Origin of the sequence: Clostridium amylolyticum (assembly GCF_900142075.1) — a bacterium.
GTDB classification, from domain to species: Bacteria; Bacillota; Clostridia; order Clostridiales; family Clostridiaceae; genus Clostridium_AA; species Clostridium_AA amylolyticum.
The window spans coordinates 77,182-91,754 of record NZ_FQZO01000010.1 but is presented as its reverse complement, the minus strand read 5'-3'; the positions used below and the strand labels follow the sequence as shown (position 1 = coordinate 91,754).

Here is a 14,573-nt window from a genome sequence, read left to right as displayed (position 1 = left end):
CTTAATTCTTTATGCAAATTTAGTTTAAAACTTTATTTATTAGTAAATTTCAACTCATAAGTATAATCATACATAATTTCATCATTCTTCTTAAATTCTATAGTCCAGTCACCTTCTACCCACTTTGTAACAATTTCTTTAGATTTAAATTCTTCTCCACCTTTTACTACACCTTCTAATACTATCACATTGTTTGGATCAGTAACTTTATAATGTAAATCTTCTTTTGATTCTAAGTTTAGCAATGAAACTTTTAGCCTTGCTTTTCTAAATTTTTTGTCTGCTGTAATTTTAGATGATTTACTATTTATTGTACTTCCGTTTTCCCTCACACCGCCAATATCATTTCTATTTTTAGCTGAAAAAAGGTACCAAATACCCACAGATAGTATTATTAATACTATTAAAATTAATATATTCTTCTTATACCTCATGCACCTCTCTCCTAACATCTGAAACTATTCTTCCATCTTCAATACTGATTATCCTATTGCAATAGTTAGCTATATTAACGTCATGAGTTACTATTATAATTGTCTTACCTTCCTTATTTAACCCTTGGAATATATCCATTACTTCTTTTGAAGTGTTTGAATCCAACGCCCCTGTTGGCTCATCTGCAAGAATAACATGGGGGTTATTAACTAAAGCTCTAGCTATGGCAACCCTTTGATTTTGTCCTCCTGATAGCTCCTTTGGCGTAACTTTTTCCTTGTCAGATATATTAAGCTTTTCTAATATATCTACAATTAAAGCCTTTCTTTTTGACTTTTTAACCTTTGCATACTCTAAGGGTATCTCAATATTTTCAAAGGAGGTGTAGTCATTTATAAGTGCAAAATACTGAACCACAAATCCAAAATTCTTATTTCTAAGCTCAGCCTTTACTTTATCTTTAATATTACCTATATCTTGTCCATTTAATTTATAGGTTCCTTCTGTACATTTATCTAGTAATCCCAAAATATTTAGTAATGTGGATTTACCTGAACCTGATGTGCCTACAATGGCTATAAATTCACCTTCGGTAATTTCAATATTTATATTTTTTAATGCTTCAACTGCAATTTTTCCATTATTATATGTCTTGGACACATTTTCTAAACTTATAAGCACTACTCACGCCCCCTTAACAATTGATCTATATTAATTCTTAAAACCTTTGTGACCGGTATTATAGATATTGATATGCTAATGATAACTGCATATAGGATTGATTCATATAAATCCGAGATTTCCATTTTATAAGGAACGTAAACAGTCCTAAATATATATGCAACAACAAAGCTTATAATAATTTGGATAGAAACTTCTATAAAAGTTCTCTTTGCTATATCTGATATTGTGCCTCCACTCATTAAATGAACTCCAAATTCTGAAAGTCTTTTGTTTATTGAGTATAGTAAGGATGATATAAAGCCCACAGAGGAAAACAGTAATACTACAATAAAAGTTATATTATTTATTCTTCTCTGAGTTTTTATACCTTTTTCTATATCCTTTAAATTATCATCTACTAAATTCACCTGAGTTGAAATATTCATCTCATTAAAATCTTTTTCAACACTTTCTTTAAAGTTCTTTAAATTAGAAGCCTTTCTCCCAAAAAATATTTTTGCATCAAAGTTTTCCAAGTTACTTTCTCCAACTTTAGGAATTATAAAATAACTATTAGTGTTCACAATATCATATACACCTGTAGCACCAAAAACAGACAAATTTTCTTTTAGTACTCCAATAACTTTAAATTTCTTACTCTTATCATTATTTAATCCTTGAAAAACATCTCCCACCTTGAAATGCTTTGATAACTCTTTTCCTACAAGCACTGGAACATATTCATTTTCTTTATATAGAAAATCTTTTTCTTCTAAACCTCTTCCCTCTGAAACTTCAAGTTTAAAATACTTATACCCATTATGATCTAACTCAATTTTTCCAGCATCATAATAATTATTACTACGCATTGACTGTAAAAAGATTTCTGAAAGATTGTTTATAGAACTATTTTTATCTATATATAAAAATCCCTTACTCGAAGTAATATAGTTATAGCCCTTTTCATTAATATATTTCGAAATTTTTTCTTTTATATCAGAATTATTCATATTTCTTATATCATTTAAATCAAAAATAGTAAACATATCGTTGCTATCTTCATATATTCTATCAATGTCCTTTAAGGTTTTAGCTGTACCGTTTTTTACTTCAATCAAGGTAAACATTAAAAAAAAAGCTAATGCTATCTGCAGCACTATAAAAAAAGTTGTGGTTGTCTTTTTTACTAATTGTAAAAGAGCATATTTAAAATTAATCATAATTATCTCTCCCTAATTATTTCAGATGGTTCTCTTTTTAATATTCCCAAAGTAGATATTATGGCAAATATTAAACCTAATATTGAAGCAAAGACAATCAACAAAAGTGTTATAATTATAAGATAATCTTTATCCATAGCAACGTTTATTAAATCCATATTTGAAATATAGCTTTTTAACCCTAGATTTATAATTACAGTTAATATGGTTGAAAAAAATACAACTGACAAATAATCCTTAATAATACTAAATACCATTTTTATGTTGCTAGCACCATAAATCCTGCGAACACCAATTTCTTTTGTCTTCTTTTGAATCCAGAAAAAACTTGCTAATATGGTATTTAGAATTAAGGCTGCTAACATAAGCATAAATTTATCTATTAAACTTTTATACTGCTTTAAAACTCCTGATAAATGGTCTGATGTATTCATCATAGGACTTTCTATTGAGAATAATTTTCCAGTATCAGAATTCTCAAAAGAAGATTTTAAAGAATTTAGATCTTGTATGACACTACCGTTATAATTATCATACTGCATATTATTAACACTAAGTTTATTATCCGCTAAAGCGTTAAAATTTAACATTAAGCTATTATCGAAATATCCCTTTCCACTTTTAAATACACCTATTACCTTAAAGGATATCCCTTTAAAGTTTATATATTTTTCTTCTTTTTCTTCATAGGTTTCTTCTAAATAACTTTCTCCTATAACAGCTACAGGATTGTTTGATTTAAAGTCTTCTATATTAAAAAATCTTCCACTTTTTATTTTAGGTGGGGTACCAAATAATTTATCATTAAAATATACCCACTTAGCAGTTAATTTTAAATCTTCATTATATACATCATTGGATAAAATAATAGTTCCTTTATTATTTGAAAGTTCATTAAATATCAGTTTAATATTTTCTGGATTAAGTTCCCTTATATATATTTCTTTGTAGTCTTGAGATAAAAAGCTATCAATATTTTTATTGAATTGTCTTTGGGATAGTATAACAGTTGCTACCAAAGTAAAAAATATAAAAATTGTAGTAAAAATAATTACTAATCCTGTAGAATTCTTTATGTTTCTGTAAATAGTTCTCAACTCCCACCCTCCTCTTAATGGAATAGGAGGAAAATAAACATTTCATTTTCCTCCTCTAACATTATATTGTCTTGCAACTTTATCAAGAATGATTCTTTAAGTTTAACAAATTAAATATGTTGAACATCCAGTATTAGAGGTTATCCACCTTTTTAATTTATGATTTTATCTTACTTCAGTACGTGCACTATCAGTTCTACAATCATGATAGCAAAAAACAGTAGGATTTTCCCATTCAGGTGCAAAAATAGTACTTGTTTGTGCCCAATTCGTGCCAGTATCAGAAATAAGAAGTTTTGTCTTACCGAATTTAACTCCATATACTCCTACCGCAGCATATCCATCATTTGAACCAGTAAACCCCAAAACGTATACTCCAGTTGAAGTAAATGTTGCCTTATTCCCCTTATCTGTAAAGCTAGCTTTTGCAACCAATGGAGTAGAGCATAATAGCCCTAAAGCTAGTGTACATGCTATTAATTTTAATTTTCTCATAAAAACCCTCCTTCTAAATATTAACTTGGATTTAACCATTAAGAATAATTCTCTATTAGTTTGTCCAAATTGCATGTAACAATTTAGTTAACAACTAAAAATTCATGTAACAAGCTTGTTATATATATGTTACCACTACAAATATGTTATTTTTGTTATAACCTGTCATTAAAAAAAATAAAAAACCGACATTTTTCTCAAAATCTAAATTTATTTTATAAGCTAGAACAAATCTGTTATAAACTTCCTCGCTGTTTAGTGATTTTAGATCCAATAACGGCCTTCTTCTTGAAATGAAGTTAATAACTCTTTTATTGTACTTTCATTAAATTTCATTTATATTTACTCCATTGAGCCATGTTCTCAACTTCTCAACGGTAACATTCAACCCCTTTGAAAATTCCACATAAACATTTGCTCACCATTATTTTACAGCTTCATTATATTAACTAGGTTATTTACATTATTTTTCTTTATTGCTATTTACGTATATACATAATCCCCCCCATCATTGGTGAATACTATAATATGGAGTCCTTCTAGTATTATATAAATTTAAATTATAGTTGTTACCTATTTGTAAATTTCAACTCATATCTATACTTATATAAAACATTGTCACTCTTTTCAAATTCTATAGTCCAATCTCCTTTTACCACACCTTCTAATATTATTTCATTATTTGGAGCAATAACTTTATAGTGTAAATCTTCTTTTGATTCTAAGTTTTTTAGTAATAACTTTAGTCTTGCTTTTTTAAATTCCCTATCTGCTTTAACTCTAGCTGATTTACTATTTATTGTACTTCCATTTTGCCCACCCCACCAATATCATTCCTATTGTTAGGTGTAGCGCAATAACAGATACCTAAATAAAATAATATTAGTACTAGTAAATTAATTTTTATATACTTGTCTCCCTTTTCTTCATAGGTTTCATTTAAATAACTTTCTCCTATAACGGCTACAGGATTATTAGATTTAAAGTCCTCTCTATTAAAAAATCTTCCACTTTTCATTTTTGGTGGGGTACCAAATAATTTATCATTAAAATATACCCACTTAGCAGTTAATTTTGAACTTTCATTATATACATCATTAGCTAAAATTATGGCCCCTTTATTTTTCGACAGTTCCTTAAAAATTGTTTCAAGATTTTCCGGATTAAGGTCATTTATAAATATACTTCTGTAGTTTTTAGATAAGAAGCTATCAATGTTTTCGTTAAATTGCTTTTGAGATAATATAGCCGTGGCTACTAAAGTAAAAAACATAAAAATTGTGGTAAAAATTATTATTAGTCCTGTAGAGTTCTTTATATTTCTATAAATAGTTCTCAACTTCTTCTCCTCCTTTAACTATTAGTTACACATTAACTATTAAGAACAACTTTCTATGGGTTTCTCTTATTTACATGTAACTATCCTTTACCGCTTTAATATTTGAAAAAGCTTATTATATATAATCTTATCATTATAAATATGTTATTTCTGTCATAACTTGTCATTTTGACAAAACAAAAAACGACACATTTATTCAAATGTGCCGTGAATACATAAAAAACAAGACTTACTTTTTTATATCCCAAGTTGAAATGGGCTTTAAGTTTTTAGACAGTTTCCTAAATTCAGCAAAGTAACTTTTCAATACTTCTGAATCAATGGTAATCTGCTTCTCACTATTTTCTGAATTAGACCCATAACTTTGATACATTACAGTAAATTTGCCATCATCCTGCTTGTATATACTAAACCATCTATCTCCTAAAGCTAGCATCTCTATATGTTCTAATGTTTGTTTACCTGTTTTATTCTTATCCGGTTTTAGAACGCCATTGTTCATGCTTTCTACCATAGAATTTATGTCTTCTCTGCTCAAATTATTAGTCATATTAAATTGACTCATCTTATTTTTATCTGTTTCATAAACATATAGAACAGTACTTATTTTACTTTTATCTATCTTAAATACACCATTGTTAGCATTATAAATGCCGCCTAATATTAATGCCATTAAAATTAAGTATATAATAGCAGACTTTTTCATATCCCCTTCTCCCTTTTATTAAAAATCCTTCTTAATATATAATCTCACAAGTAGCAATGAAATTTATTTTTCTTATGCACTATAATAATGCATCTCAAGTTCTAGTAATTGTTTGACATCATCTACTAAAAAAGTTGGATTCTCTTCTTGTAGTTTTTCCTTGCTGTGACTTCCCCAGGTCACCCCACAAGAATTCACTCCAGCTGCTTTTGCCATCTGTAAGTCGAAAATAGCATCACCTATCATAACCGTTTCTTCATGATTTAATTCATATAGCTCCATTATCTTTAAAATGCCTGCTGGATGTGGTTTATAATGCGATACCTTATCAGATCCAATAATATCTTTAAAGTATGTGTCTATTTTCAGCGTTTGTAGATTACGTAGTAGTACGTCAGATTTTTTACTGGATACAACATAAAGCTGTTTACCATCTTCCACTAGTCTTTCCAGCACTTTTGGAATATAGGGAAAAACAGACAGAGCATCATTTTCATGTTCCTTATACGCTTTTCTAAAGTTAATAAGCAGTTCTTGAAATGACTCCTCTGTAAACTCTATTTCTGCCATTTCTTTAAAAGACACTTCAATGGGTATCCCCATATAATGTTCAATTAGCTCTGGGCTTGGCTCTACTAAACCAAATTCACTAAAAGCTTGTTGTGTAGCTAGAACACTGCATTGTTTAGAATCTGCAAGTGTACCATCAAAATCAAATATCATATTTTTATTATTCATGCTACATTACCTCTTTCTTATAATAGGAAATCTTCAATTATATGCTTATGACTTTATGCCAGTTCTACGTTTTTTTACTTTCATAATAAGCTTACAGAAAAACTTTCCAATCCCAAATTGTTCACTTATATAGTTTGCAATTACCATCCAAACTTTAGTAATTACTATGACTATAAATAAAACAGCTAAGATATTTAAAACATACTTAACATAATCCATAAGATTTCCTCCTTCTTTACAATCAAAACTCAGTTTCAATCCCTCTTAATTCCTCTCGCAAATTAGTAATTGCGTCAATTACTCGCTTCATATTGTCTTTATTATTTAAATTATTTCGTGCATGTAATAATACTGGTCTTAGCGACTCAACAGATTTACCAAATTCATACATCCATTCATACCTGGGAACCAACCATAAATGAAAATGATGTGTTGTGTCTTCATTATAAAAATAGTACACCTTTTCAATTCCAAGTATTTTTCTCTGTGCTTCTCTAATCCTATATATCAACTCAATATATTCTAATCGTTCTTCAATAGTTAGTTCATCCATGCAATAAAAATGCCGCTTCGAAGCCAAAATAACCAGACCAGGTATTGGATAAGCTACATCTTGATGTACATGAAAATATTTTGTCTCTGCTATAACTCCACCTGTTGGCTCTATTAATCCACTTGTAATTGCACAGCTTAGGCACTCTACTTCTAAATTTCTTCCATCAGCTAATGTAATAGTTCTAGTCAATATATTCACACCCTACAATTTAATAATCAATATGTGCATATCTTTTTCTTAAAGCATATTATTCTATTCGCTTCCTCAAATCCAACTTGTAAATGAAAATTCAAGCTATCTGTATTATTTAACTCGCAATCACTTGCAAATTCATTACATCCTTGTATTTTTGCCCAGTGCTCGCATTGGGACAATAGCTTCTTTGCAAATCCTTTATTACGATACTCTTTTTTTATAAAGATACCTTCCAAATATCCAACAGGACTGCTTTCTGTTCCCTCAACATAATCATGTCTTAAATTACACTGTGCAAAACCCACGGGCATAGAATCCTCAAAGCAAATGAAAATTATTCCTTTATTTAAAGCAATATATTCTTTTATTTCATTTTCTAAATCATCAATTTCATTGTCTTCCCATAATAATATGGCCAATTCTGCAACTATTTTGACATCATCCACGGATGCTTGTTTTATCATTACTTATCACCTTCCAAATGTCTATATAAACTATAATAAAATAATTTTACTTCTCTTTACTTTACAATATTTTTCAGAAGTATTTTACTTTTATTATATACTAATTTTGGTTATATTACATATATTTTCAACAATAATGTTATAAAAAGGACCATACTAAAGATACATTTAGTACAGCCCTCTACATGTCTTATAATCCTATTAACTAATTTATATTAATAATCTTTTTATTTATTATCCGTTGAAGCAAAATAAGTTCCAACTATCATAATTAGTAACGTAGCAATAAATGAAATGGTAGGTATATCAGAGATAATAATAAACGAAAGCACTACACCAATGAATGGGGCAATGGCATAATATGCACTGGTTTTAGCTGCCCCCAGTTCTCGTTGTGCATAAACATAAAAATATATGCTTAACCCATAAGCAACAAATCCCAATAAAAGTGTAGCAAATATATAAAACACCTCAGTCGATGTCTCTTTCAGAATAAAAGATATTAGTAATGATCCAACCCCTGAGCCAAAACCTTTAATGACTACAACCTGTAATGGATCTTTTACTGACAACATTCTGGTACAGTTATTTTCAAGTCCCCAACAAACAGATGCAAATAGAACAAAAATAGAACCAAGAGAAAAAGAGAAACTGCTAGCATCTTCAATTGAAAGAACAATACTGGCAATTGTAATCAATATAATAGCAATCCATAATCTTTTACTTATTACTTCCTTGAAAATGAAAAGTGCAATTAATGAAGTGGCAACAATTTCAAAGTTATTAAGTAGAGACACATTTGCAGGAGTTGTCATGGTTAAGCCTATCATAAGAAAAATAGGGGCTAATATATCTAAAACCACCATCCCAACCGTATAAGGCAGCTCTTTTTTTGTAATTTTCATTTCCTCTTTTATCTTACCAGTTTTCTTTCTATAAAAGCCTATTATAGACATTCCAATTCCTGCACCAAGATATAAAAGTGCTGCCATCATGGTTGGCGATACTTTATTTAAAAGTATTTTGGAAACCGGTGAACTAATTGCATATAAAGCAGCAGCAAGAATTGCCAAAAGTATTGCCGAATTATGTTTTTCTTTTAACATGATGCACCCCTATTTACTTTAAGAACTTATCTACTGCTTTGTTTAAATTCTCTAGCACAACTTTATCTCCTGTTTCCACTGCATCTACTACACAATTATTAATATGATCTTGTAAAACGATTTTGCCAATATTATTAATTGCTGAGCGAACTGCAGAAAGCTGAATCAAAACCTCACTGCAATCTCTCCCCTCTTCAATCATTCTTTTAATTGATTCCATATGTCCGATGGCTCTAGACATTCTATCTATTATTTTTTTAGTATCTTGATGTTCATGCTTATATTCTTGGCACATATTAACTCTCCCTTCACATCCCCCCATAGGGGATATAAATAGTATATCACTTCTGCTATTATTTTCAATAAAAAAAAAGCAATCATATAAAATGATTGCAATTATATAGATAAGAGGATATTATTTTTGAAAACTATTTAGATTTAAAATTTTAAATACTAAAAAATTAGTTTCTGTACATGTAATTCTTTCATTTCAATAATCATTGCTGCTTTAATTTTCGTTTTTCGTCTAATAATCTTTCTTTATTGGGTTTGGTATTATCCAATAGAAAGCCTGCCCAATCAAGTCCAAGTTTATCGGTATTTTCTTGCCAGTAAAGCATGCGGTTATAATAGTAATTTATCTTTTCACTCACTGGTTTTTGAAAATTATTCTTTCCGTATTTTAACACCATTGCTGTTAATTCGTAGATAGGCAGCCCCAAAGCGTGTGTTTCTACATGCACAGCAGCTCCAGCATGTCCAATTGCGTGACACAAGGCGCCATATTCGCTGTCATCAATTTCTTTTGCCACTGCATGTGAATCTAAAATAGCCCGTTTTGCTATAGGCATTTTGATTCTGCCTCTTGCCCAAGCCTCACAAAGCTCTAAACAGATTCTAGGTCGACGTTCATTTGGGTACTTTTCTTCAAATTCTTTCAAAGGCACTTTTGCACAATCCAATGCCCACATCACAAGTGTTCGATGATTTTGTAATTGAATTAACCTTATCAACTCTTGTAAGCATTCACTGTCACGAGAAAATAGAATTTTATTTCTTTTCTTTAATTTAATCTCTACATCTGAAAACATAGTATTAATTTCCTTCCAAATAGCCAAAATAGCTGTTTTCTGTTCTTCTATTGCAATATTCAACATCCTAATGCTGGCTGTTTCATTAAGTTCCCATGATTTTTTATTAGCTAAATACTATTTTATTTGAATCAAATTCAATTTCAAACTTCCCTATGTCAATATTAGGTTTGTTTTTCCCATGAAAATCCGTACCACAGGATATAAGTAAATTATATTTTATGCATTTATTATAAAAGAATTCAATATCATCTTTACTATGATATTGGCTGAAAACCTCGATTCCATCTATTCCCTCAGATATTAAGCCATCTATAATATTTAAATTATGTTTTAAATTATTGCCGGGATGAGCTATTATAGCTATTCCGTCATTATCTTTAATCATCTTTATGGCTTCTGATAATGCAATGAATTCTATATGAACATAAGCTGGCTTACCTTGAGAAAAATAATCCCAATAGAAATTTACATAAGGCATATCACTTCTTGATCCGCCTTCTCTATAAGGTTTAAGAAGCTGTGAATCTTTATTTCTTATATCTTCAAGCAGTACTTCTCCTATTACCTCACCGGTTACTATACCATTATTAGCTCTTTTTAATACTTCAACTTCGTCTAAATACAGCTTCGTTATTTCTTTTATTTTTTTCATCCTTTCTAATCCTGCCTGCTTTTCTTCATTTATAATTTTTTCTTCTAACTCTGAAAAACACTCTTTTGTAAAATCAAAATTATAGCCCAAAAGATGAAGATTTAATCCATTATATTGGCAATCAATCTCTATGCCAGGTATATATTTTATTTTTTTGTCTTTGACATAATCTAATGCAATAGCATTAGATTTTATGGAATTATGGTCTGTGATTGAAATAATATCCATATTATTATTAATAGCTTTATCTATTATTTCTTGCGGAGTTAATTCACCATCATCACTAAAGTTTGAATGCATATGTAAATCTATTTTTTTCATAAACTCTCTCCCCTTAAATTAAAATATTTCTCACATAATATATCATCGCTTATTATTTTAACTAAAAAAATAATATTGTTAAAAATATGGAATATACCTATATAAATCTATATTCCGTACTTGTTAACAGAACATGATTTACAAATCTAATTTCATTGTCCAAGAAGTATCAACAATTCCTACTTTTTTAAATCCTTCTCTTACATATAATCCATAAGCGGCATTATTGGGATCTACACTTAGAGAAATTGATGGATATCCATCTTTTCTTGCTTTTTCTATCAAAGCTTTTAGCAAATCACTTCCAAAGCCCTTTCCTCTATATTCTTTCACTATAGCGATTGATAATTCAGGAATATCATCGCTAATATATCCGTAGCCTTTATTACCACCATGGAATAGTCTAAACCATGCCGCTCCAACTAACTGATTATTTTCATTTTCAGCAACGAAACCTGAGTCTGTTTTTCTAAGACCAAAATCATTTAAATATTTATAAATATCCGGATTTTTTAATAACTCTTCTTTATTAGGCTTTTCAGCTCCTTCTGGGAAATAAATCATTTCAAATAGCATGTCCCATAAAAATTCTTTATCAGATTCTTGAATAGGTCTTATGTTTATCATAAGAAGTACCTCCTTTTTCTACGCTTACTTTCTATGTAAGACAAATTTCTGATTGGGATAATCAAATTCAGTCACAAGTTCATCTTCCTCAAATCCATATTTCTTATATAGTGCCCTGGGCGCAATTCCTTTTATATCATCTTCTCTAAATGTTGTAACTGTTATATCTACTTCATTAGGAAATAATGATAACATTTTTTCTATCATTGCAGATGCTATTCCTTTCCTACGATGACTAGGATGAACTGCCATACAGGAAAGCCATTTAGAATTGAAAGAAAATATCATAGCTCCAACAACATCCCCCTCATATTTTGCACAAACAGCAGTTTTTCTTTTTATATTTTTAATAACAGTTTGCTTATACCCTTCCAACTCCTCGGCTGTTTCTAACCCTGGAAAATTGTCTCTAACAATATCAATCATTTTAATCCAGGAGTCTATATCATCCATTTCTGCATAACACAATCTATATTCCTCACCTAACACATTATCCCCTCCCTTCATTTACAATATAAAACTGCTGCGACTTATTATAAGAAAACTACTGACCAAAGAATGTATTTTCAACTGCAATTCTATAAATAAAAGCCATACTATAAGGGTGATTTTACTTAGTACAGCCATTAATATTTTTTTCTATTATTCTATTTCTTTATTCAATTCTTTAATATTAATTTTTCTAATTTGTTATATTTCTCAAGCTTTAATTGAAATTTTAGCATATAACATTCTTGAGAATTCAGCAAATATTTTTTTCCTATAATTTCCTAATATTATTTTCTATAATCTTTTCTAATGAATGGCTCTTTAATACCTTCAGAAATTAGTAATTTGTATTTTTGCGGATGGCGGTATGCGTTTCCATGTACTTCGTGACTTCTATACTCTCTTATTTCATCTATAGGAAAATCAGCTATATAAATGTCCTCTTTATCTCCGGCTTCAATAATAAGTGTATCTCTAGAGCCAGGGTCAGAAGGTCTGTATACAATCCCGTCAAACGCTGTAGAATGACCATTACAGTCAGGTTTGCCTTTAGGATAATTGACAGTTGCAATACCAACCATATTCTCATAGGCTCTTGCCCTAAGCTGTGATATACGGTTTATCTCCATAGGACAAGCATTTGGTACTAAAATAATCTCAGCACCTTTTAGCATAAGAATCCTTGCACTTTCTGGAAATTCTCTATCATAACAAATCATTGCACCTATTTTTACCACACCTTGCTCAACGTTTAAATCAGCAACATAAAAGTCATTACCTGCTGTTAATCTTCTCTCATCTCCAAAATCACAAGTGTGTACTTTTGCGTATGTAAGTACTTTGTTACCAAAGCGATCAAATAAACACATGGTATTCCTTGGCAATGGCTCATGCTTTTCAAGGAAGGTTATTCCGATTGCCATATTAAGCTCTTTCGCCAGTTTACCAAATGAATTGAGAAATATACTTTCGTTAGATATAGCACTTGCCTTCAATTCAGTAACATCTTCTAAAATATTGTAACCGACACTCCACATTTCAGGAAACAATGCAATGTCTGCACCCATCTCTTTCGATTTTCTGCAATATTTCAACCCTTTTTCTAGATTACCTTCTAAAGTATCTTCCGGCATAAGCTGTAGCAATGCTATTTTTAAATTTTTCAAAAAAATTCTCCTTTCAGTCCCTTTCTATTTTTATAGAACTATATCCCTTACTCACCACTTAATGCTTTCCATAAAATTCTTGATTTCCTTATCACCGATTAAAATTACTACTTTGTTAGTATATTGATGAAGTCTAGATTCTAAATCATCTTTTCCAATATCATAGTTATTTAATTACCATTCATTCAAAAACGATAAAATTTGCTGCACACTATCCTTTCTGGCATTTTCACACTCCACAGGGAATTTGTGTTCTGCTATAATAACCAGTCTAATTAATCTCTTTAAAACCCAACTCATTCCAGATATGTTACCAAGCAAATGACTGGCTTTGTCATAAACGATGCTTTTTACTTTATATGGATAATTTGATTCCGATAATATTTTCTCCATCCGAGGTACCGCCTCATCAGATGGCCAAAAGTCATCATTCTTAGCGGCAAGCAATAATACATCAGCCTTCATATTTTCAATCAATATGCGTGACTCGTCAATTGGAGGATTGATATCATACACATATCTCATAGTACGCCGTAATCCATATCTTTTATCTCTTTTAGCTTCCATTATCAAAGCATGAGCACCTTTATCCAAAGCAATATTTGGAGTAAAACATATATCTCTTTTGCGATATGTATATGTTGATTTGTATTTTCTCGAAAAATTTTTGCCAGAACCTTCCATCACATAGTCAAAAGGTGAAATAGCAATAACACAACTAATTTGGGGACATAGTGATGCAGATAATAAAGCATATCCAGCTCCTGTTGATGTTCCTATTATAGCTATCTTCTCAATTTTCTGTTCTTGAAAGGATATCAACCATTTTGCTGCTAGCTCCACATATTCTACAGGAATCCCATACATTTCTTTGGGCATTCCTTTCCACTTATAAAAACCTAGCACAAGAACAGAATATCCTTGTTTAATTAAAAATGAAGCCGATGACTCTGTTAGTTTTTGACTAATACCTGCGCCACTCATGAAAATGATAGCTTTTTCTAAGTGCTTTTCTCCCTTAAAATACGTTCCGCAAAACCCATCTTTCTCCAAAGTAAACACTTCCACCACTTCCCCCTATCGTAAATCTGTAATTTTCATGAGTTCTTGTCCCACTGTCATTTTGCCTACAGCTGCATCTCCAATTAAAAATACTAGATTCAAATAATCCCCTCCTGCTTATGCTTTCATATTACTATATAAACTTTTA

The 14,573-nt window shown here is 30.2% G+C and carries 19 protein-coding genes; all 19 read right to left on the bottom strand.

From position 1 onward, the window contains the following. Positions 1 to 32: 32 nt before the first annotated feature. The 19 genes from BUA82_RS18080 to BUA82_RS17995 all read right to left on the bottom strand — a co-directional run bounded on the left by BUA82_RS18080 (position 33) and on the right by BUA82_RS17995 (position 14,431). Positions 33 to 434, bottom strand: coding sequence for a hypothetical protein (locus tag BUA82_RS18080; protein ID WP_073011738.1), 402 nt, complete (start codon positions 432 to 434; stop codon positions 33 to 35). Beyond that, the gene (locus BUA82_RS18075) at positions 424 to 1,116 is read right to left on the bottom strand and encodes an ABC transporter ATP-binding protein (RefSeq protein WP_073011734.1); all 693 of its coding nucleotides are present in this window, start codon (positions 1,114 to 1,116) and stop codon (positions 424 to 426) included. Before BUA82_RS18075 ends, BUA82_RS18080 begins: the two co-directional genes overlap by 11 nt. Further along, a complete protein-coding gene (locus tag BUA82_RS18070; protein ID WP_073011731.1) occupies positions 1,116 to 2,318 on the bottom strand; it encodes an ABC transporter permease in 1,203 nt (400 codons plus the stop codon). The genes BUA82_RS18075 and BUA82_RS18070 overlap by 1 nt, the downstream gene beginning before the upstream one ends. Before the next feature lie 2 nt (positions 2,319 to 2,320). Beyond that, complete coding sequence (locus BUA82_RS18065; protein ID WP_073011727.1) at positions 2,321 to 3,415, bottom strand: ABC transporter permease; 1,095 nt, start codon at positions 3,413 to 3,415, stop codon at positions 2,321 to 2,323. 165 nt (positions 3,416 to 3,580) lie between these two features. Next, positions 3,581 to 3,910, bottom strand: coding sequence for a hypothetical protein (locus tag BUA82_RS18060; protein ID WP_073011724.1), 330 nt, complete (start codon positions 3,908 to 3,910; stop codon positions 3,581 to 3,583). Between the two features lie 796 nt (positions 3,911 to 4,706). Beyond that, positions 4,707 to 5,249 (bottom strand): ABC transporter permease, encoded by a 543-nt coding sequence (locus tag BUA82_RS18055; protein ID WP_073011721.1) that lies wholly within the window; start codon positions 5,247 to 5,249, stop codon positions 4,707 to 4,709. Between the two features lie 229 nt (positions 5,250 to 5,478). Beyond that, positions 5,479 to 5,955 (bottom strand): hypothetical protein, encoded by a 477-nt coding sequence (locus tag BUA82_RS18050; protein ID WP_073011718.1) that lies wholly within the window; start codon positions 5,953 to 5,955, stop codon positions 5,479 to 5,481. 72 nt (positions 5,956 to 6,027) lie between these two features. Further along, positions 6,028 to 6,693 carry an HAD family hydrolase gene (locus tag BUA82_RS18045; protein WP_073011716.1) on the bottom strand — a complete coding sequence of 222 codons (666 nt, stop codon included), beginning with the start codon at positions 6,691 to 6,693 and terminating at the stop codon, positions 6,028 to 6,030. 45 nt (positions 6,694 to 6,738) lie between these two features. Continuing rightward, positions 6,739 to 6,912, bottom strand: a complete 174-nt coding sequence (locus BUA82_RS20855; protein ID WP_178140781.1) for a hypothetical protein — start codon at positions 6,910 to 6,912, stop codon at positions 6,739 to 6,741. Between the two features lie 22 nt (positions 6,913 to 6,934). Continuing rightward, positions 6,935 to 7,438: an HIT family protein gene (locus tag BUA82_RS18040; protein WP_073011713.1), complete on the bottom strand. Its 504-nt coding sequence runs from the start codon at positions 7,436 to 7,438 to the stop codon at positions 6,935 to 6,937. A 26-nt stretch (positions 7,439 to 7,464) separates the two neighbouring features. Beyond that, positions 7,465 to 7,908 carry an aminoglycoside 6'-N-acetyltransferase gene (gene aac(6'), locus BUA82_RS18035; RefSeq protein ID WP_073011710.1) on the bottom strand — a complete coding sequence of 148 codons (444 nt, stop codon included), beginning with the start codon at positions 7,906 to 7,908 and terminating at the stop codon, positions 7,465 to 7,467. A 227-nt stretch (positions 7,909 to 8,135) separates the two neighbouring features. After that, on the bottom strand, positions 8,136 to 9,014 hold the full coding sequence (locus tag BUA82_RS18030; RefSeq protein WP_073011707.1) for a DMT family transporter: 879 nt from the start codon (positions 9,012 to 9,014) through the stop codon (positions 8,136 to 8,138). Between the two features lie 13 nt (positions 9,015 to 9,027). Next, positions 9,028 to 9,309: a metal-sensing transcriptional repressor gene (locus tag BUA82_RS18025; protein ID WP_073011705.1), complete on the bottom strand. Its 282-nt coding sequence runs from the start codon at positions 9,307 to 9,309 to the stop codon at positions 9,028 to 9,030. A gap of 202 nt (positions 9,310 to 9,511) precedes the next feature. Continuing rightward, a complete protein-coding gene (locus tag BUA82_RS18020; protein ID WP_073011903.1) occupies positions 9,512 to 10,105 on the bottom strand; it encodes a putative immunity protein in 594 nt (197 codons plus the stop codon). 106 nt (positions 10,106 to 10,211) lie between these two features. Then, on the bottom strand, positions 10,212 to 11,081 hold the full coding sequence (locus tag BUA82_RS18015) for a PHP domain-containing protein (RefSeq protein WP_073011702.1): 870 nt from the start codon (positions 11,079 to 11,081) through the stop codon (positions 10,212 to 10,214). Between the two features lie 138 nt (positions 11,082 to 11,219). Then, positions 11,220 to 11,708, bottom strand: a complete 489-nt coding sequence (locus tag BUA82_RS18010) for a GNAT family N-acetyltransferase (protein ID WP_073011699.1) — start codon at positions 11,706 to 11,708, stop codon at positions 11,220 to 11,222. A gap of 24 nt (positions 11,709 to 11,732) precedes the next feature. Continuing rightward, complete coding sequence (locus tag BUA82_RS18005; protein ID WP_242949003.1) at positions 11,733 to 12,197, bottom strand: GNAT family N-acetyltransferase; 465 nt, start codon at positions 12,195 to 12,197, stop codon at positions 11,733 to 11,735. A gap of 287 nt (positions 12,198 to 12,484) precedes the next feature. Then, the gene (locus tag BUA82_RS18000) at positions 12,485 to 13,363 is read right to left on the bottom strand and encodes a carbon-nitrogen hydrolase family protein (RefSeq protein WP_073011692.1); all 879 of its coding nucleotides are present in this window, start codon (positions 13,361 to 13,363) and stop codon (positions 12,485 to 12,487) included. A gap of 174 nt (positions 13,364 to 13,537) precedes the next feature. Next, positions 13,538 to 14,431 carry an acyl-CoA thioester hydrolase/BAAT C-terminal domain-containing protein gene (locus BUA82_RS17995; protein WP_073011689.1) on the bottom strand — a complete coding sequence of 298 codons (894 nt, stop codon included), beginning with the start codon at positions 14,429 to 14,431 and terminating at the stop codon, positions 13,538 to 13,540. Positions 14,432 to 14,573: the final 142 nt, after the last annotated feature.

What these genes read in the sequence shown, in the direction of transcription:
- BUA82_RS18060 (WP_073011724.1), bottom strand. Translation starts at nt 3,910, where the DNA reads ATGAGAAAATTAAAATTAATAGCATGTACACTAGCTTTAGGGCTATTA.
- BUA82_RS20855 (WP_178140781.1), bottom strand. Translation starts at nt 6,912, where the DNA reads ATGGATTATGTTAAGTATGTTTTAAATATCTTAGCTGTTTTATTTATA.
- BUA82_RS18010 (WP_073011699.1), bottom strand. Translation starts at nt 11,708, where the DNA reads ATGATAAACATAAGACCTATTCAAGAATCTGATAAAGAATTTTTATGG.
- BUA82_RS18045 (WP_073011716.1), bottom strand. Translation starts at nt 6,693, where the DNA reads ATGAATAATAAAAATATGATATTTGATTTTGATGGTACACTTGCAGAT.
- BUA82_RS18020 (WP_073011903.1), bottom strand. Translation starts at nt 10,105, where the DNA reads ATGTTTTCAGATGTAGAGATTAAATTAAAGAAAAGAAATAAAATTCTA.
- BUA82_RS18025 (WP_073011705.1), bottom strand. Translation starts at nt 9,309, where the DNA reads ATGTGCCAAGAATATAAGCATGAACATCAAGATACTAAAAAAATAATA.
- BUA82_RS18015 (WP_073011702.1), bottom strand. Translation starts at nt 11,081, where the DNA reads ATGAAAAAAATAGATTTACATATGCATTCAAACTTTAGTGATGATGGT.
- BUA82_RS18070 (WP_073011731.1), bottom strand. Translation starts at nt 2,318, where the DNA reads ATGATTAATTTTAAATATGCTCTTTTACAATTAGTAAAAAAGACAACC.
- BUA82_RS18050 (WP_073011718.1), bottom strand. Translation starts at nt 5,955, where the DNA reads ATGAAAAAGTCTGCTATTATATACTTAATTTTAATGGCATTAATATTA.
- BUA82_RS18080 (WP_073011738.1), bottom strand. Translation starts at nt 434, where the DNA reads ATGAGGTATAAGAAGAATATATTAATTTTAATAGTATTAATAATACTA.
- BUA82_RS18030 (WP_073011707.1), bottom strand. Translation starts at nt 9,014, where the DNA reads ATGTTAAAAGAAAAACATAATTCGGCAATACTTTTGGCAATTCTTGCT.